The sequence below is a fragment of the Micrococcaceae bacterium Sec5.1 genome, from assembly GCA_039636795.1.
Taxonomy (GTDB): Bacteria; Actinomycetota; Actinomycetes; order Actinomycetales; family Micrococcaceae; genus Arthrobacter.
The window spans coordinates 2,529,439-2,546,590 of sequence record CP143430.1 but is presented as its reverse complement, the minus strand read 5'-3'; the positions used below and the strand labels follow the sequence as shown (position 1 = coordinate 2,546,590).

Here is a 17,152-nt window from a genome sequence, read left to right as displayed (position 1 = left end):
CTGGCGTTGCTTAGTAGCCGTAGTGCGTCTTGGCGAAGTCCTCGGTGATGAAGCCGTTGACGATGTCATGGGTGATGTCTTCGCGGGAGCGCTTGGAGACGTCTCCGAAGCCGCCGCCCCCTCCCACGGCGAGGCGGACGACGTCGCCGGCCTTGATCTTGTGGGCGTTCGCCTTCAGCGTGCTGATCTCATCAGCGCGGCCGGGGTTGATCACAACTTCCGGGCCCTGGGCGTCTGATCCGCCGAAGAGCCCCCAGGCGGGGGTCTTTGACCGTTCGAACCAGAGTCCGACCACGCAGTCGGCCAGGAATTCGTATTCGCGTACCACGCCGTTGCCGCCGCGGTACTGTCCGGGGCCCCCGGAGTTGGGGCGGATGGAGTACTCGTTGATCCGGAACGGGTAGCGCGTTTCCAGCATCTCGATGGGAAGGTCCTTGAGGGAGCCGTTGACGTTGTTGATCATGGCTGATTCCCCATCCGTGCCCTGCCAGGCACCCCAGCCGCCCAGAGTTGCCTCCATTGTGACGAAGTTCCGGCCGAAGCGGGCGTCGAAACCGGCAGCGGTGATGATCATTGAGTCACCGTGGCTGGCGCTGGCGACGCGGTCCGGCATGGCAGGGGCCATTGCCTTTGAGACGAGGTCGATCAGCAGCCCAAGGTGGGAGAAGTACCACTGGCAGGGAGCTGGCGTCACGGCGCCGAGCACTGAGCCGGACCTAACCTGGGTGGTCATGGGCCGGAAGGAACCGCCGTTGGAGTTGGACTCCGGGCTGACGAGGAGTTTGTAGCCCACCCGCAGTGCCGAGACGGCCTGGGCGGCACCACAGTTAACCGGACCCGTGGTCTGGTCCGCCGATTCGGTAACGTCGAAGTCAACGGTGTCGCCGGCTACAGTAATCCGCAGCTTGATGGGAATGGGAGTGTCCAAATTGATGCCGTCGTTGTCCAGGAAACCCTCGGCTTCGTAGACTCCGTCCGGGATATTGCGGACGGTCGCACGCTCAATTTCCTCCGTTTGGCGGAAGATCTCGTCCCGGGCGGCATCCAGCTGCTCCATTCCGTACCTGCCCACGAGCTCCTTCATCCGGGTGGTCCCCATTCGAAGGGCTGCGATCATCGCGTGCATGTCACCAATGGTCTGGTAGGGGAAACGCACGTTGGTCCGGATCAGGTCCACAACCGAAGTCTCGATTCCGGCTTCGACCAGCTTCACAGGCCCCATCCTGAAGCCTTCCTGGAAGATATCCGTCGAGTCCATCGAGCCGCCGACATCCTTGGATCCCATGTCCATCCAGTGAGCACGCGTGGCCGCGAATCCGACCACTGCGCCTTCGTCGAAAATAGGAGCAAAAAGGGTCACATCGTTCAGGTGGGTGCCGCCCAGGTATGAGTCGTTGAGGATCCAGATGTCTCCCTCCTGCCAGACCCCGCGGCCATACATCTCCTCCACAGCCATCGAACAGGTTTCGAGGTTGCCGAGGAACAGCGGCAGGCCGGCGGACTGTCCGAGCACGCGGTGTTCGGTGTCCAGGAGGGCCACGACGCAGTCCCCGCCCTCATAGAGGATGGGTGAGTAGGCGGAACGGATCAGGGTGGCGTTCATGTCATCGGCTGCGCTGGTGAGAGCGTTGCGGATGATTTCCACGGTGACGGGATCCAGGGTTTTGACTGCTTCAAGTGTCATTTTTTGGTACCTCAGTTTCCTTCGACATCTTCAGAGCGGATGATTAGTGAGCCGAACTCGTCGACCTTGACGTTGAACCCGGGGGGAACCACGGTGGTGGCGGTCTGCTCCACGATGATGGCGGGCCCTTCGAATGTGTGGCCGGCGCCGAGGTCGTCCCGGCGGACCACGATGGTGTCGTGCTCGACGTGGTCAAAGACCACGCGGCGGATTTCGTGCTTGAACTCCGGCCCCTGTGCAGTGACGTGACTGGGAGCTTCCAGTCGTCCCAGGTCGCCGACCGCCTGCGTCCGCAGCGTGACGATTTCGATCGGGGCGCCGAGGTTGGAGTGGCCGTAGCGCTCGTGGTACATCGCGGAAAAGCGGACAGCGAGGTTGGCCACGAAGTCGGGAGACTCGGGTTCGTCAGCGGATGTCAGCGGAACGTTGAGGGAGAACTCCTGCGATTGATAACGGACGTCCACGGACGCCGTCGTGGCGCGGCTTTCCTCCGGGACCCCTTCCGAGACCAGTGACGACAGGCCCTCGACCTCCATCGAGCGCAGGATGCCGGCCATGTCTGCCACATCGATGTCTTCGTCGAGGTAGAAGTAGGGCTCGGAAAAGTCCTTACGGATGTTGGTTTGCAGCATGCCCCAGGCCGAGAAAGCGCCCGGGAAGCGGGGAACGATCGTTTCCGGGATGCCAAGTTCCTTAGCGAGGAAGACGGCGTGCATGGGTCCGGCTCCACCGAAGGCCACGAGGGAGAAGTCGCGGGGTTCGATACCCCGGGAGATGGTAATGGTCCGGATGGCCTGCGCCATCTGGGAGTTGGCGACGTCGCAGATGCCTTCGGCCATGGCGATGGGGTCCAGGCCGAGCTGGTCACCTACTGTTTTCAGGGCTGTTATCGCGGCTTCACGGTCCAAGGCGACTTGTCCGCCGGCGAACCAGTCGGGGTCGACACGGCCGAGCACCAGGTTGGCATCGGTAACGGTGGGTTCCGTCCCGCCGCGGCCGTAGCAGGCCGGTCCGGGGTTTGCTCCTGCAGAACGCGGTCCGACACGCAGGCCGCCGGCTTCGAGCCAAGCGACGGAACCGCCACCAGCGCCGACGGTGTGGATGTTGACAACGCTCATGAGCATGGGCAGACCTTCAAGGTGGGCCTCCGTGGAGACATCCGGTTTGCCGTCAACCACCAAGGAAACGTCAAAGGATGTGCCGCCCATGTCCACGCCGATGAGATTGCGGTTTCCCGAGACACCCGCCAGTTCGACATCGCCCATGGCACCACCGACCGGGCCCGAAAGCAGTGTCTGCAGAGGACGCTTACGGGCGGACTCGGCCGTGAGCACACCGCCCGAGGACTGCATGATGTGCAGCGGGGCTTCCACTCCCCGGTCAGCGAGTTTTTCTTCCAAGTCCAGGAGGTAGTTGCGTACCACCGGTCCCGTGTAGGCCTCGACGACGGCGGAAGACGTGCGTTCGTATTCGCGCCATTCCTTGGCTGCTTCGTGCGAAAGGGAGACTGTGAAGTCTTCGCCGAGTTCCTCGATCAGGATTTCGCGGGCCCTGAGTTCGTGTGAGGGGTTCTTGTAGCTGAACAGGAATGCAACGGCGACGGCGCCGTAGCCCTCCTCCACTGCCCGGCGTGCGGCCTGGCGGACTGCCAGTTCGTCCAAGGGCACGAGTTCCTGGCCTTGACTGTCCAGCCTGCCACCGACGCCGATGACGTCCTTGCGCTCGACCAGCGGGGCAGGCTTGCGGTACTGGGCATTATAGAGCTCAAGACGGGGGCCACGGGCAATGTGATAGGTATCTTCGATGCCGGCCGTGGCCAGCAGTAGCACGGGAACCCCCCGACGTTCCAGGAAGGCATTCAGGCCCTGGGTAGTGCCGTGCACCAGGAAATCGATGTCCGATAGATCATCAACTATGGATTCGAGGCCTGAGATTACTCCGGCACTCAAGTTCCCCGGCGTGGTGGACGCTTTCGTAGCCGCGTAGGTTCCGGCGTCCTGGTCGTACGCCACAATGTCCGTAAAGGTTCCGCCGATATCCATCGACACCCTGTAGTTCGGCATGTGTTTCTCCTCATGGTTCTGGAATGGAACGGTGTGTGAGAGATCACGCTACATATGCAGCCAACCAGTCGGGTGGGCATACTGCATGATTTGGCTATGGCTGAACGGGCAGAGTGCATAAAGGCGCTTGGCAGGTACGCCCTGCCCAGATCCGCAACAAGCCTCTTCCACCTCGACTGAGCGGTGCCCGTTGAGAAGGGCAGTGCTTTACGCCCAAACGGGCGAATCAAAAAAGTGCAAAGTGAACACTGCCTGAGCGCCCCTCGTTTGTACTGTGATTGCAATCACTCGGCGGGAGGCTAGGACGGCCTGCTCCGAGTGGAGGCTTGGATGAGCTGCTCCGAGGTGAATTCCTTGATATCCGGACTGTTCTCCGTGCACAGAACCACTGCGTGTACTTCTTATCCCGTCCAAAATATCGGAGGTCAAGACATGTCCAGTATCGACCCACTCATTTCAGGGCAAGCGCCCGGGACGGCGAGCCCACCTCGCTCCATGGCCGTAGGGCACGCGTTCCGCGACATGCCTTTCGGGTCCATCCACTTAAAAATCTGCGCGGTCCTCTTCTTCGCCTTCGCAATCGAAGCCTGGGAAATGCTCATGCTCACCTATGTTGCTGGTGATCTGGCTACCAGCCTGCAGGTCGGCATGACGGAGGTAGGAATCGCCATCTCGGCACTCTTCCTGGGTATGATCCCAGGGTCGCTGATTTGGGGGCCCATCTCTGACCGGATCGGGAGGAAAGCCACCTGCGCCTGGAGCTTCGCCGGTTATGGTGTCTTCACGCTCCTGAGTTGCTTCGCACCAAACTTTGAGATCCTCTCGGTGGCCCGCTTCCTCTCCGGGCTGTTGTTCTCCGGCGTCTTCACTGTGACTTTCCCCTACTTTGAAGAACTGCTCCCTGTTAAGGTCCGCGGAAGGGCGACTGTCTATCTTGCCGCAGGGTGGCCGATTGGTATCCTGGCCGCCCTCGGCACCGCTGCTCTCATCGGAGGGCACGGCTGGCGTTGGGTCATTGCCGTTAGCGCACTTGCCAGCCTGTGGGGGATCGTTCTGTACAAGGTCGTTCCAGAATCCCCGTACTGGCTCGCGAGGCGTGGGCTGAACGAAGAAGCGCATAATGTCCTTGACCGTCTGGGAGCAGCCAGCATCCCCCGCGGCACCATTTTCACCGTGGCGGAGGACGAGAAGCAGTCCATTTGGGGCCTCTTCAAAAAGCGAATGGGCCGGATAACGATCATTCAGGTCCTCATCAACTTCACCTTCTCCTGGGGCTACTGGGGACTTCAGTCGTGGATGCCGACATTGCTTGAAGGGCGAGGACTGAGTGCCTCATCAAGTTTTTCCTTCATTGCACTTAGCGCGGTCCTCATGATCCCCGGATACATGACGGCCTCCTACCTGACCGGACGCTTTGGCCGCAAATGGATATTCACGATCTACGTCCTGGCGGCGGCTGCCGGCGGATTCTTCTTCGGAACAGCCTCGACCGAGACCGAGATGTATATCGGCATGTTCTCTCTGGCGTTCTTCGCCCTGGGTGCCTGGGGTGTCTGGGACACGTGGATGGGCGAGCTTTATCCCAGCGCGCTTCGTGGCTCCGGTTACGGGTTCGGGATTTTCGGTCAGCGCGTCGCAAATACGGTCGCACCAAGTCTTGTCGGTTTCCTCCTGGCATCCGCCACCGGAGCTACCTCGACAATTCTGTTTATCAACATGTTCTTGTTTGCCACAGTCATCCTTGGCCTGTTCTTGCCCGAAACCGAAGGAAGTGAATTGGAATGATCACCCCCACCGACAATCTCGACGCTCTCTCGCAGAACGTCCGAATCCTATGGATCAACCCGCTCTACACCGACGTGTACAACCGGGCGATGGCAGAATCCTTCCGCCAGATAGTCCGTCCCGGCACCGAGGTTGACGTCGTCTCCCTTGAGGGAGAGGGCCCCTCCCATGTGGAATACAACGCTTTCGAAGCACTCATGCTTCCAGAGCTGTTGCGCACGGTGCGGTGGGCGGAAGAAGAAGGCTATGACGCCGCCGTCATCGGTTGTTTTTACGACCCGGCGCTGCGGGCGGCCCGTGAAATCACCGATCGCATGGTGGTGGTGGGCCCGGCGCACTCGGCCCTGAGCATCGCCGGCAGTCTGGGAGAGCGATTTTCCATCCTCGTAGGCCGGAAAAAGTGGATTCCCGAAATGGCCGAGAACGTCCATCGTTGCGGCGCATCGGAGCGTCTTGCCTCATGGGGCGTGCTCGAGATGGGCGTCGATGACTTCCAAGCGGACCCGGTACTCACGGAGAAGCGGATCATGACCGAAGCCCGGAAGGCTGTGGAGCAGGACGGCGCAGACGTCGTCATCCTCGGCTGCACGGCCGAATTCGGATTCTTCCGAACGGTTCAAGAGGAAATTGGCGTACCCGTGATCGACGCGACTGTGGCCCCGCTCAAACACGCCGAGCAGCTCGTCGACTCGGTCCGTCGATTCGGTTGGACGCACAGCAAGCGCCTGGGCTACGACGGGCCCACAGCCCAAGAACGCCAGCGGTTCTTCCCGGCTCTCGAACCAAAGCACATAGTGTCAATGACGACGGTGTCCGCGTAAATACATTGCCGGCCCGTCACGCCGACTGCCGTCGCGTCGTCGAGCCCCTCCACCAATAGGGCATCTTTGACCGGGGGTAGCCGGGTACCCTCGCTTGCCTTGACATCCCGTGATCGAGGCAGGCGAGGGAATCCTCGGCGGCGAGGTGTCGACTTCATCCCTGAGTTGATTAGCTCCGGAATCAAAACTGGAAACTCAGCCGAGGCCTTCCTGGTTTTCGAGGGAGTCTTCCGAAGTCGTTTTGTCTGGCATGGATCGCCGCAGCACTTTGGCGATGAGGTGGACGGACAGCAGCTCAGAGGGGATATCGAGCGGGACACCGAGTTCCCTTGCCCGGTTAAGCCGGGCCTGGAGGGTGTTCCGGTGCAGGTTGAGGGACTTCGCAGCGAGGCTGACGGAGCCGCGGTGATCGAGGAAGGACGCCAGCGCGGTAATGATCACGTCGCGGTCAGGGGAGGTCATCAGTCGCGGCAGTGTTATTTCGGCCACGAGCGCGACGGCGTCCATGTCGACGAACGTCGTGGCCGCAACCACCCCGAGGCTGGCGAAGCCCAGAACCGTGCCAGGCCCCGTTGACCGGGCGGATTCAGCAGCCAGCCGCGCCTCACGCACGATCGACGCCAGTGCCGGGGCTTCCTCCTGCCATCGGGACAGTCCCGCCACCATGCCAAGCTCGGCAAGAGCTGGCCCCAGACGTGTCCTGATTCGGGTTTCGAGCTGGGTCGAGGGGTCTTGATCCCCGGCCGGTACGAGAGTCAGCCAACCGCCTTGAACCTCGGCCAAGGGGCTGCGTACTGCGATCTTGCGCCAGAGCAGGCGCAACACGGCCGTCAGCTCGGGCCGATGGTCTTGGAGCTGCCCGCTGCGGAACCACACTGCAACATACGGCTCCCCTTCGCGCCAGCCCAACTGGTTCAGCAGCTGTCGGTGTTTTTCCTCGAACTCCGCGCCTGACGCTTGGGGGTCCTGATCCAACCCGGCGATCGCCGCTGTGGGAACCGCCCGGGCAGTGCTGAAAAGGTCCTCCATCAGCCAGGCAGACTTCACCGCGGGGGTGGCCACCTCAAGGATAGAGCGCACCAGCCGCAAGTTATGGACGCCGGAAGCCGGCACGCGGGCCATGATGGTGAAACGGACGGCGCTTTTGGCCTCATCGACTTCCACGGTGATGACTTCGTCAGTCTCCCGTGGAGGCATTCCGGCGGAGGCCAGAACCACGCCGTCGTACTCCAGTGAAACTCCAACCCCGTCCAGCTCCCTGGAAATGGTCTTGAGGACATCACCGAGCGTGGTGTCCTTTGCGACTGCCCGGGCCACCCTGGCCAGTTCCGCATCGACCACTGACAGGGCCGCTCCTATCTCGGCCGCCAATGCCAGGGCCAGCGCTGCAGGGTCCCCGTCGATGGCCAACAGGGTGATGCCCAACCGCTCCGCCAGTCCGACAGCCGCGCTTGCATAGGCGCTGCCGGCCACGACGACGGCACTGGCCTTCCGCTCCCAGGCCTGTCGGAGCGCTGCGGAGACCAGCCAACCCCCTGATCCCATCTCCGAGGAGAGGACGACCAGGGTATTGGGCCGCACCTGCCGGATTGCCTCAAGCTGGGAGACGAGAACAACACTTTCTATCAACCCGCTCGATGGCGTGAGATATAGCGGCGCGGTGCCACGTAGGGAGCCATGCGCCAACAGGCCGGCGACATCGAGCCGCGTTTCATTTTTCGATCTACGCATGTCGCCGCCTTGGGTGCACCATCGGAATGCCGAAGGCCTTTGGCTCGGTGAGATCAAGCCCCGCCTCCGTGTACCACTGCGGCGCTGCCGTGATCTTCAGGATGTCCATGACGTCGCCCACCTGGACGTCGTCGATGTTGACCACCGTGCCCTGCTCGGAATTGAGCAGCGTCACCATGTCGGGGACGGCTGCTGTTACCGCACCGTCTACGAGGACCAGCAGGATCTCATTCTGGATTTCAAGACGGACGATGCGTCCGGTCCCTTCGTCTTCCAGCGTTAGGCTGGACGGCTGCGCCGGCAGGCCGAGATCTGTGGGCCGGGAGAGGCTTTCGATATGGCTCACGCGGGCACGGGCGATGCGGGTGCTCCCTAGGAGGTCGGCGAGCAACAACAGCTTTCTCTCAACGGGAGTGCTCGCGTCGAGGATTTGCCCGATCCGGATCATTCGGCTGATGGAGCCATGGACGCCATGCTCCATCAACTGGTGCGCGGAACACGGATACATGGCGGTGGCTGCCCAGCCGCCGAGTTCGGTCACCAGTGCACGCACCAGCGTTTCGGCCCGCTGGGCGCTTTCGACCTCAACCAGCGCCCGTTCCCCGGTAACCCCCATGAGCGCGACAGGGCCGATCGCCACGTTTCCAATGTTCAGCGTCGTTTGGCTGATCAAGGGGAAAACCCGGCCCATGGGGTCGGAATCGATGACGGGCAGCGAAGACTGCAGCCCAACCATGAGTGGGACGATTCCGTTGATGTTTGCGGCAGCGAGCGAATAGATCGCCCGCACCGACCGGCCGAGACTGGCCTCGATGGCACGGATGCAGCCGAGGAACTCATCGCCCACGGGAGGCATGTCGGCGATGAAAAGGCCCTGCGTTACCATTCCGACCGCCACCACCAGATCGTCGGGGGCAAGTTCGTCGACCGTGATGAGTTCCAATGACCGGTCCTCCATCGCCCGTTGGATCATTTCTGCGTAGATGTAGATCGCCGTCGGATCGATGGTGCAGGTCAGGAAGTGGGCCCCGGTGCGCAGGTTCCGGACGTCCTCGGTAGTGAGTACGGTACTCATTGGGTGACTCCCCGCGCGGCTGTAGGCAGCACGTGTTCTTCGTTGGCGGACGTTTCTCCCGCCGCTTGGACCCGGATTCGAACGATTCCGGGGTTGCCGTAGGGCATGGCATAGACGTTCGATTCGATGATGTGGGTTTGGCCGGGGCTGGCGCCTAACTGGACCGCCGCTGAGTGGGCGTCGTCTTCGGCGAGGTTCTGTACGCGTTTCAGGTCAACCCGGCCGCTGACGGTCTCGAGCCTGTCGATCCAAGCTGTCAGCGGCGCCGCGGCAGATCCTACCAGCGCGGCGTCCTGGGCCGCCGGCAGAGTGGGCACCAGCCCGAATGGCAGAGCGGTGTCCTGGCGCTCGCGGAGGTCGGCAATCACGGAGGGAATGTCTGCGCGAACCGGATGGTGGGCGGTGTACGGCTCAAGAATGGCGGCGTTGCTGGCGAGGCTTGCGTCAAATCCTTGGCGAATGAGGCTTCTGGCGAAGGGCAGGCCTCCGTGGATGTGACCCACGGTGGCCCCAGCTTCCATGCAGAGAATGACTTCCCCTTCGGGGATCCCGGCCAACGTGGCCGCTCCAAGGATTCCCATCGCGGACTCGGCGCGCAACCCGTGCACAGGCGTCAGGGCCAGCCGTGACAGAGGTGCGCGGCCGCCGTCGTTCTTTGCAAACGACAGGAGGGTGGTCGGGAACTGACGCCGCCCTGCCTCCTCAAGCATGACAGCCAGCTCTTCCCCCGTCTGCATCAGGGCGCTATTGAGGATGGCGGTGTAGTCCCGGTCTCGGAAAACGCTGGAATAGAAGTCGCTGGAAATACTGATCCGCATATCTCTGTCGTTGCTGAGGATGGCATCGGCTATGCGCGTTTCATGGTCCCTTGACGACGTCGAACCGACGGAAGTTATCGCCACGTTCCGTACGCCACCGGAGAGGATGCCGGGGAGATCGGCCAGGAACCCCTCCATGCCCAACCGGGCCAGAGGCCTTCCCCGCAGGTCGTGACCACCACGGACATGAACCGTCCGGGTCACTGCAGGCTCAACAATGGGTGGCAGCACTGTCATGTGGAAGGCGTCCGCAGGGGGACGGGGCGAGATGCGGATGGCGACGACGTCGTCCAGTTTCCGCTCCGCCAAGACCCGCCCGACGTTGGCAGTGATCTCCGAGATGCCTGACTTGAACTCCCGACGGAGCCCTGACAGGGACAATTCCAATGCTTCCTGCAAGCTGCCCGCGCGTACCTCCCGAGCGGCGGAAACTACAGTCCGCCCGTCCAGCACAACGCTCCGGCAGCTGGTTCCCTGTAGTCGCAGTCCCACTCTCATTGTTCAGTTCCTGCCTGGCATCCACCAACGGTGGGCATCTTCCGTGTGGTGAATATTTTCCATGTGTATACGGTCCACCACTAGTGGTCCTCCAAGTCTCCCCCAGTTCACCGAAGAGAGCATCGTCGCATGCTCCCTCAGCCTATGGAGACGTTGAGCAACTGGTGTGCTGCCTCTGACCCCGCTTCCGTGAGTTCCGAGAGTTTCCGCAGTCTGTATGAACACTAGATATCTAGCAAATTATGTTGACGATGAACTTGGTTGGATGGAAGTCGGCGCAGGACGTTCATTCCCGTCTCTTAGTACCCGGGGAGCGCGGTTCCAGAAGACGTCTATGCATGGAACTTCCCACAGTCAGAGCTAGCCCGGCTCGCACTATTAAGCTAGACTTCTAGCTAATTGCTTACCGTCCCCTGGTTTTCTTGGAGAAAATGTGATTGCTGCAGCCGTGGTGGAATGCGCCACCGTCGAGGAGAGCTTCCGTTATGAGCGCTAACGCCCCAAAGATGCAGCGCATCGGGTCCTCCGAATATGAATCGCTCGCCCATGCCGCTGCCGTTGAGCTGTACCCGGACGTCGATTCTCCCGCCATGGCGCTGTGCTTCAACCTCATCCGCGCCGCAAACCGTATGACCACAGACATGGAAGTCTCGGTGCACCGTCCCATGGGCATCAGTTTCGCCGGCTACCGCCTGCTGTTCACCATTAGGTCCGTAGGCCAAGTCAACCCAAACGAGTTGGCCCGGCTGTCCAGCGTTTCAACGGCTTCAATGTCGAGCTTGCTCAACACATTGGAGAAGTCCGGGCTCGTGACCCGAGCGCCGGATCCGAAAGACAAGCGCAAGACGCTAGTGCAGCTTTCAGATGAAGGCGAGCAAATGGTGGCCGATCTCTGCCAGGTCACCAACCAGCGCGAGCAGGCCTGGGCCGCGGGACTCACCGAAACGGAAGCCTCGATCCTGGCCGAACTGCTGCGCAAGCTGTTGCTGCACCACCCGACTCCCCGAACCAACTAAACCGCCAGGAGAAACTTATGAGGGCTCAAGACGTCCGGCTGGACGACGCCGTAATCGCGGAACTAAGGCAGCGCGCCAAAGACTTGGAGGCGTACGCCACCTTGTGGGCAGGAGGACCAACAATTGACTCATCAGGCTCAGCTGCCCTTTCTTCCCTGGTTGAACGACTGGTCAACATGTATCCATACGGCGATGCGAAGTACATCGGCCAACTCCTCAAGCCCCCGCACCCTGTTGCTTGGGTTGCGCAGGCCATCACAGGCCTGATCAATCCGAACAACCATGCCATGGACGGAGGCCCGGCTACCGCGGCCCTGGAAAAGGAAGTCGTGGCGAAACTTGCGGCAATGTTCGGTTATGAGGAACATCTGGGCCATCTGACATCGTCCGGCACGATCGCTAACCTTGAGGCACTCTGGGTTGCCCGGGAATTGCATCCAGGTAAGGTCATACTGTCCGGAACGAACGCCCATTACACCCACGAGCGCATGTGCCGGTTGCTCGGAACCCCACACGAAACCATTCCGGAAGACAACTTCGGCCGTCTTTCAATGGCAGATCTCAGGACCAGGCTCGCGCAAGGCGGGGTCGGGACCGTTGTCGTCACTTTAGGCACGACCGGTCTTGGTGCACTGGACCAGGTCCATGAGGCCGCGGACCTGGCAGCCGAATTCGGAGCCCGGCTGCATATCGACGCAGCCTACGGAGGATTCCACACCCTCCTGGCAACTGGTCCCGACCCGCTGGTTGATCCTGCCCCCTTCCTGGCCATACGCCGGGCAGATTCAATCGTCGTAGATCCACATAAGCACGGACTTCAACCGTACGGATGCGGATCTGTGCTCTTCGCTGACCCATCTGTCGGCAGGCTCTACTCGCACGATTCCCCCTACACTTACTTCACTTCTTCTGACCTACATCTTGGGGAGATCAGTCTGGAGTGCTCCAGAGCGGGAGCGTCTGCGGCAGCATTTTGGACCACGGTTGAAGCTCTGGGATTGTCACGCGAGGGAATGGGATCGATTATCGCCGACGGCCGCAGGGCCGCGCTGCAAATAGCTGAAATCATCAGCGCCGCCGACGGTGCCGAGCTCGTCGTCGAACCCGAACTTGACATCGTTTGTACCTTCCCACGGCGTCCCACGAGCAGCCAGATATCTGCGGCAACAGAAGATGCGTTCGCGGCCCTGGCCGAAGACGGCTGGCACTTGGCGCTGTATCGGGTCGACAGCAAGTGGCTCGCGAGGAACCATCCTTGGATCGCAGTTGATAGCGACTACACCACTGTCCTGAGATCCTGCACGATGAAACCCGAGCATCTCCAAGTGGCCAAAGAATTCAGCCATCGCCTCGTTGCGTCGATGGAGCAACAGCCCCCACGGACAATCTAAGACCCAGCTGAACGAGTACATCAAGCGCGTCTGGTTCTGAAGAGCTTCGACGCTGACCGACTTACAACGAAGTGAGGAATTTCCTGTGCAGTTTCACCATCACGGTTATGTATCCGGGGACCCCCTGATCGAGCCGGCAGCAGGAGTGGGAATCAACCGGCCAGTTGAGCTTCCCAGCGAGGTCGACGTGCTGATCGTCGGCACCGGTCCGGCCGGCATGCTCGCGGCCGCGCAACTGTCCCAATTCCCAGGTGTCGCCACGCGGATCGTGGAGCGCCGTCCCGGGAGGCTCGCCATTGGCCAGGCAGACGGCATTCAGACCCGCACAGTAGAGACGTTCCAGGCCTTCGGATTCGCCGAGCGGATCATCGCCGAGGCATATCGGATCACCGAGACGGCATTCTGGAAGCCCGACCCCGCGGACCCCTCGCGCATCATTCGCATTGCCCGTACCCCGGATGACCCCGCCGACATCAGCGAATTTCCCCACCTCGTCGTTAACCAGGCCCGCGTGCTGGACTACTTCGCCGAGTTCATGGCCAATTCGCCCACACGGATGTCCCCTGACTATGGCTTTGAGTTCCGTTCCCTGAGCGTCTCGGACGAGGGTGAGTACCCCGTCACCGTGACCCTCGTCCGCACCTCCGGACCGCATGCGGGGCAAGAGCGCGTAGTCCGGGCTAAATATGTCGTGGGTGCGGACGGTGCACGCAGCAAGGTGCGTGAGTCTATTGGCTGCGCCCTCGCTGGAGACCAGGCCAACCATGCCTGGGGCGTCATGGATGTCCTGGCCGTGACCGACTTCCCAGATATCCGACTCAAATGCGCGATACAGTCCGGAACGGGCGGCAGCATCTTGCTGATCCCGCGCGAAGGCGGCCACCTCTTCAGGATGTACGTTGATCTCGGCGAGGTAGAGCCGCAAAATAAGGGCGCAGTGCGCAGCACGTCCGTGGAGGAAATCATTGACAAGGCGAACGCGATCCTGAACCCCTACACCCTCGATGTCCGCAATGTCGCCTGGCATAGCGTGTACGAGGTGGGCCACCGGCTCACAGACAGGTTCGACGACGTCCTGCCGGAGGACCACGGTACGCGCACGCCGCGGGTGTTCATCACTGGCGACGCCTGCCACACGCACAGCGCCAAGGCCGGCCAAGGCATGAACGTCTCTATGCAGGACGGCTTCAACCTCGCCTGGAAGCTCGGCCACGTTCTCGAGGGCCGCAGCCCCGAGTCCCTGCTGTCCACCTACTCCGAAGAGCGGCAGGTGGTGGCAAAGAACCTCATCGACTTCGACAAGGAATGGTCAACCCTCATGGCCAGAAAACCCGAGGAGTTCGAAGACCCCTCGGAGCTCGAGGACTTCTACGTCCGCACCGCCGAGTTCCCGGCCGGATTCATGACCGAATACGCTCCCTCAGTGTTGGTAGCCGCCCCTGAACACCCACACCTTGCAACAGGCTTCCCCATCGGCAAGCGCTTCAAGTCAGCACCCGTCATGCGAGTCGCTGATGCCAATCGAGTACACCTCGGCCACCACGCCAAGGCCGACGGCCGCTGGCGAATCTACGTCTTTGCAGACTCGGCGCCGCACAGCGCAGACTCGCCCACCGAGCGGTTCGCCAACTGGATCACCAACTCGCCGGATTCCCCCCTTGCCGCCACTCCTCCGGGGGGCGACGCCGACGCGTGGTTCGACGTCAAGGTGATCTACCAGCAGGATCACACAGGCGTCGACATCAACGCCGTTCCCGCAGTATTCAAACCTCAAGTCGGTCCGTTCCGGCTCACGGACTACGAAAAGGTTTACGCCACAGACCCGACAGCGGACATCTTCGAGCTGCGTGGCCTCAACCGCGGAGGCGTCGTAGTGATTGTCCGCCCTGACCAATACGTGGCAAACATCTTGCCGCTCACGGCGACGGCGGAACTGGGCGCCTTCTTTGCACCCCTGCTGCCGAACAAGACGTCAGAGCAACTTCCATCCGCGGTGCCGCCTGCCAGGCGCACTCCGATCACGGTCCACGCCAGCAACCGGGTGCGTGAGGACGCGTGAGCGTCCTACGCCATGGACGCGCCGGGGAAAGTCATCGAGAAAGAAAAACCGCTCCAACACAGACGGATCCGGAGATTTCAAACGGACAGCGCCCAGGCGCCTCTTCGGCAGCCGTCTTCTGGGCTGTTGCCGCGACCACTCGAATGTGGTGAATGGCTGTTTGGATACACCCCAACCTGACGTCAGAAGTAATCCGCGCGGGACCCCGCTCCCTTATTCATTCGTATTGTCGCGCCGACGACATGAACGAGACCGACTCGCAAGCGCTCGGTCGGCCCCAGCGACTCAACTCCCGTGTCGGAGTGATTCGCGCAGGGTGCGCCTGCGAGCCCGCGTCATGTCGCTATGGGCACTCAAACAGGCGACCCGCGGCGCCAGGCACACACCGTGGCCCGTTTCAGAGGGACCTCCAGGAACAACCGGGCGCCAAAGTCCAGGCCACGCATGCGTGCCTGGACCGGGCCGGGAAGAATTAAGTTCCGTCGTCCAACTCTCCTCATCCAAATCCTTCGGGTTGACGGACACGAGAGATTTGGAGCGGGGCGGCTTTACGCTGCTTTGATGGGGGCCTTGCCATTCGAGGCCGTTGCGGCCTGATTCTCGCGAGCGAGGAACGCCGACAGTTCACCTATCGTGCTCATCAGCGGGGCCGGGAATACAACAGTGGTGTTCTTATCGACTCCGATTTCAACCAGGGACTGCAGGTTCCTTAGCTGGAGGGCCAGCGGATGGGCCATCATCGTATCCGAAGCATCGCCCAGGGCTGTCGCGGCAATAGCCTCGCCCTCAGCTGCGATGATCTTGGCCCTCTTTTCCCGTTCGGCTTCAGCCTGGCGGGCCATGGCCCGCTTCATGCTTTCCGGCAACTGGATATCTTTGAGTTCCACCAAGGTCACTTCAACCCCCCAATCGATGGTCAGCACGTCGAGGATTTCGCGGATGTCAACATTTATCCGCTCGGTCTCTGACAGAGTCTGGTCCAGGGTGTGCCGGCCTACGACCTTCCGCAACGTTGTCTGAGCGATCTGGTCAATGGCAGAGGCCACGTTTTCGATGGCGACAACCGACTTCACGGCGTCCACCACCCGGTAATAAGCCACAGCGGAAACGTCGACGCTGACATTGTCCTGGGTGATGATGCCTTGGGACTGGATGGGCATGGTCACTATCCGCAGACTTACCAACGGCAGCCGGTCAATGACCGGGATTATCAACTGCAGGCCCGGTTCCCTGACTCCAAGAACTCTACCGAGCCGGAAAAGCACGCCCTTCTCATATTGACGCACAACACGGATCGACAATTTCGCGGCGATGAGCAGCAGCACCAGAACAATGAAGATAATGACAGCAGTGGTGGGGTCCATCAGGATCCCCTCCTAGGGTGAACAGGACGTGCCGGTGCCGCGTCCGGCACCGTGACATTTGTCCTTTACCCATTGTCCCAGCAAACGACGGGAAAAGCCCTGCTCCTGCTGCATCCCGGAACGACCAAACCGGGCACGGGTGAGGACCGCGGTGGCTCACACCTTGGTGTCAACGCGGGTGATACATCGCCTCGGCTCAGATGAACAGGAGCACTTTCCGTTCCGTCCCGTCAGTGTGTCCATTCGTGTCTCATTCTCAAGCTTGGACGAGCTTGATCATCTCGGACTCCCGCTCAAGGTCCTTGGACCAATAGTCCGGATCCTTAGCCATCAAAAGGTATTTGGGGCAGGAGCTCTCCGAAGAGGTCCGCCAACAAGGACTGATCACCATGCCGAGGAGGGCCAGGAAGAACGGTGCCGGCAACGGGTCGAAGCCGAGCCCCTTGACGGCGTCATGCAGGGACCCGGCCGCACCGATGAAGACCCCCGAGACGCGGATACTGGACCTCCACGGGGCCCAACCCATTCGTCGAGGTACACGTGGGCTCAGAAAAGTTCGTCGTCTCACACAAACCTGACGTCAAGCGGACGTACCCCAACAGCGAACTCCTCGTCGGAGATGCAGTATCGACCGTAACCGCGCTCAAGAAGCACTACCCCCGCGACCTCATGACCATGGGCAGCGGTAAATTAGTGCGCCAGCTACACGCCGCAGGCCTGATCGATCGATACGCACTTCTGTCACGCCCCGAAGGAACAGTACGAAACAGCTGTGGCATGATTTGACGACGAAATAGGGCGCCCCACTTGATAATGTCTGGCACTCAATCCAAACCAGACACTTCGA

Annotated in this window: 13 protein-coding genes; 6 read left to right on the top strand and 7 right to left on the bottom strand. The window is 61.3% G+C overall.

Translation table 11 applies throughout. The annotated features are described in order from the left end of the window. Positions 1-10: 10 nt before the first annotated feature. Together VUN82_11625 and VUN82_11620 are read right to left on the bottom strand one after the other, a co-directional pair. A complete protein-coding gene (locus VUN82_11625; GenBank protein ID XAS74426.1) occupies positions 11-1,684 on the bottom strand; it encodes a hydantoinase B/oxoprolinase family protein in 1,674 nt (557 codons plus the stop codon). An 11-nt stretch (positions 1,685-1,695) separates the two neighbouring features. Then, on the bottom strand, positions 1,696-3,747 hold the full coding sequence (locus tag VUN82_11620; GenBank protein XAS74425.1) for a hydantoinase/oxoprolinase family protein: 2,052 nt from the start codon (positions 3,745-3,747) through the stop codon (positions 1,696-1,698). Positions 3,748-4,179: 432 nt separating this feature from the next. Between VUN82_11620 and VUN82_11615 the strand changes: the two genes are divergently transcribed. Both VUN82_11615 and VUN82_11610 read left to right on the top strand, forming a co-directional pair. After that, positions 4,180-5,532, top strand: coding sequence for an MFS transporter (locus VUN82_11615; protein ID XAS74424.1), 1,353 nt, complete (start codon positions 4,180-4,182; stop codon positions 5,530-5,532). Next, entirely contained in the window at positions 5,529-6,353 is an 825-nt protein-coding gene (locus VUN82_11610) for an aspartate/glutamate racemase family protein (GenBank protein XAS74423.1), read from the top strand. Before VUN82_11615 ends, VUN82_11610 begins: the two co-directional genes overlap by 4 nt. A gap of 195 nt (positions 6,354-6,548) precedes the next feature. On the opposite strand, the gene VUN82_11605 is transcribed toward VUN82_11610, so the two are convergent. The 3 genes from VUN82_11605 to VUN82_11595 are packed head-to-tail and all read right to left on the bottom strand — an operon-like array spanning position 6,549 to position 10,475. After that, on the bottom strand, positions 6,549-8,084 hold the full coding sequence (locus VUN82_11605; protein XAS74422.1) for a helix-turn-helix domain-containing protein: 1,536 nt from the start codon (positions 8,082-8,084) through the stop codon (positions 6,549-6,551). After that, complete coding sequence (locus tag VUN82_11600; protein ID XAS74421.1) at positions 8,077-9,159, bottom strand: DUF917 domain-containing protein; 1,083 nt, start codon at positions 9,157-9,159, stop codon at positions 8,077-8,079. Before VUN82_11600 ends, VUN82_11605 begins: the two co-directional genes overlap by 8 nt. Then, entirely contained in the window at positions 9,156-10,475 is a 1,320-nt protein-coding gene (locus VUN82_11595; GenBank protein XAS74420.1) for a methylhydantoinase, read from the bottom strand. The genes VUN82_11600 and VUN82_11595 overlap by 4 nt, the downstream gene beginning before the upstream one ends. A gap of 485 nt (positions 10,476-10,960) precedes the next feature. Here VUN82_11595 and VUN82_11590 point away from each other — a divergent pair, with 485 nt between their 5' ends. The 3 genes from VUN82_11590 to VUN82_11580 all read left to right on the top strand — a co-directional run bounded on the left by VUN82_11590 (position 10,961) and on the right by VUN82_11580 (position 14,941). Further along, positions 10,961-11,491: a MarR family transcriptional regulator gene (locus VUN82_11590; protein XAS74419.1), complete on the top strand. Its 531-nt coding sequence runs from the start codon at positions 10,961-10,963 to the stop codon at positions 11,489-11,491. A 17-nt stretch (positions 11,492-11,508) separates the two neighbouring features. Further along, positions 11,509-12,882, top strand: a complete 1,374-nt coding sequence (locus VUN82_11585) for an aminotransferase class I/II-fold pyridoxal phosphate-dependent enzyme (GenBank protein ID XAS74418.1) — start codon at positions 11,509-11,511, stop codon at positions 12,880-12,882. A gap of 85 nt (positions 12,883-12,967) precedes the next feature. Beyond that, positions 12,968-14,941: an FAD-binding monooxygenase gene (locus VUN82_11580; protein ID XAS74417.1), complete on the top strand. Its 1,974-nt coding sequence runs from the start codon at positions 12,968-12,970 to the stop codon at positions 14,939-14,941. 548 nt (positions 14,942-15,489) lie between these two features. On the opposite strand, the gene VUN82_11575 is transcribed toward VUN82_11580, so the two are convergent. Both VUN82_11575 and VUN82_11570 read right to left on the bottom strand, forming a co-directional pair. Next, positions 15,490-16,305 (bottom strand): slipin family protein, encoded by an 816-nt coding sequence (locus VUN82_11575; GenBank protein ID XAS74416.1) that lies wholly within the window; start codon positions 16,303-16,305, stop codon positions 15,490-15,492. Between the two features lie 256 nt (positions 16,306-16,561). Further along, on the bottom strand, positions 16,562-16,831 hold the full coding sequence (locus VUN82_11570; protein XAS74415.1) for a hypothetical protein: 270 nt from the start codon (positions 16,829-16,831) through the stop codon (positions 16,562-16,564). Between the two features lie 14 nt (positions 16,832-16,845). Between VUN82_11570 and VUN82_11565 the strand changes: the two genes are divergently transcribed. Then, a complete protein-coding gene (locus tag VUN82_11565; protein XAS74414.1) occupies positions 16,846-17,091 on the top strand; it encodes a dihydrofolate reductase family protein in 246 nt (81 codons plus the stop codon). The last annotated feature ends 61 nt before the right edge of the window (positions 17,092-17,152 follow it).

Bases quoted from the DNA above. Each gene is read 5' to 3' on its own strand.
- VUN82_11610 (XAS74423.1), top strand. From the start codon at position 5,529: ATGATCACCCCCACCGACAATCTCGACGCTCTCTCGCAGAACGTCCGA.
- VUN82_11600 (XAS74421.1), bottom strand. From the start codon at position 9,159: ATGAGTACCGTACTCACTACCGAGGACGTCCGGAACCTGCGCACCGGG.
- VUN82_11575 (XAS74416.1), bottom strand. From the start codon at position 16,305: ATGGACCCCACCACTGCTGTCATTATCTTCATTGTTCTGGTGCTGCTG.
- VUN82_11620 (XAS74425.1), bottom strand. From the start codon at position 3,747: ATGCCGAACTACAGGGTGTCGATGGATATCGGCGGAACCTTTACGGAC.
- VUN82_11590 (XAS74419.1), top strand. From the start codon at position 10,961: ATGAGCGCTAACGCCCCAAAGATGCAGCGCATCGGGTCCTCCGAATAT.
- VUN82_11585 (XAS74418.1), top strand. From the start codon at position 11,509: ATGAGGGCTCAAGACGTCCGGCTGGACGACGCCGTAATCGCGGAACTA.
- VUN82_11605 (XAS74422.1), bottom strand. From the start codon at position 8,084: ATGCGTAGATCGAAAAATGAAACGCGGCTCGATGTCGCCGGCCTGTTG.
- VUN82_11625 (XAS74426.1), bottom strand. From the start codon at position 1,684: ATGACACTTGAAGCAGTCAAAACCCTGGATCCCGTCACCGTGGAAATC.
- VUN82_11595 (XAS74420.1), bottom strand. From the start codon at position 10,475: ATGAGAGTGGGACTGCGACTACAGGGAACCAGCTGCCGGAGCGTTGTG.
- VUN82_11570 (XAS74415.1), bottom strand. From the start codon at position 16,831: ATGGGTTGGGCCCCGTGGAGGTCCAGTATCCGCGTCTCGGGGGTCTTC.
- VUN82_11615 (XAS74424.1), top strand. From the start codon at position 4,180: ATGTCCAGTATCGACCCACTCATTTCAGGGCAAGCGCCCGGGACGGCG.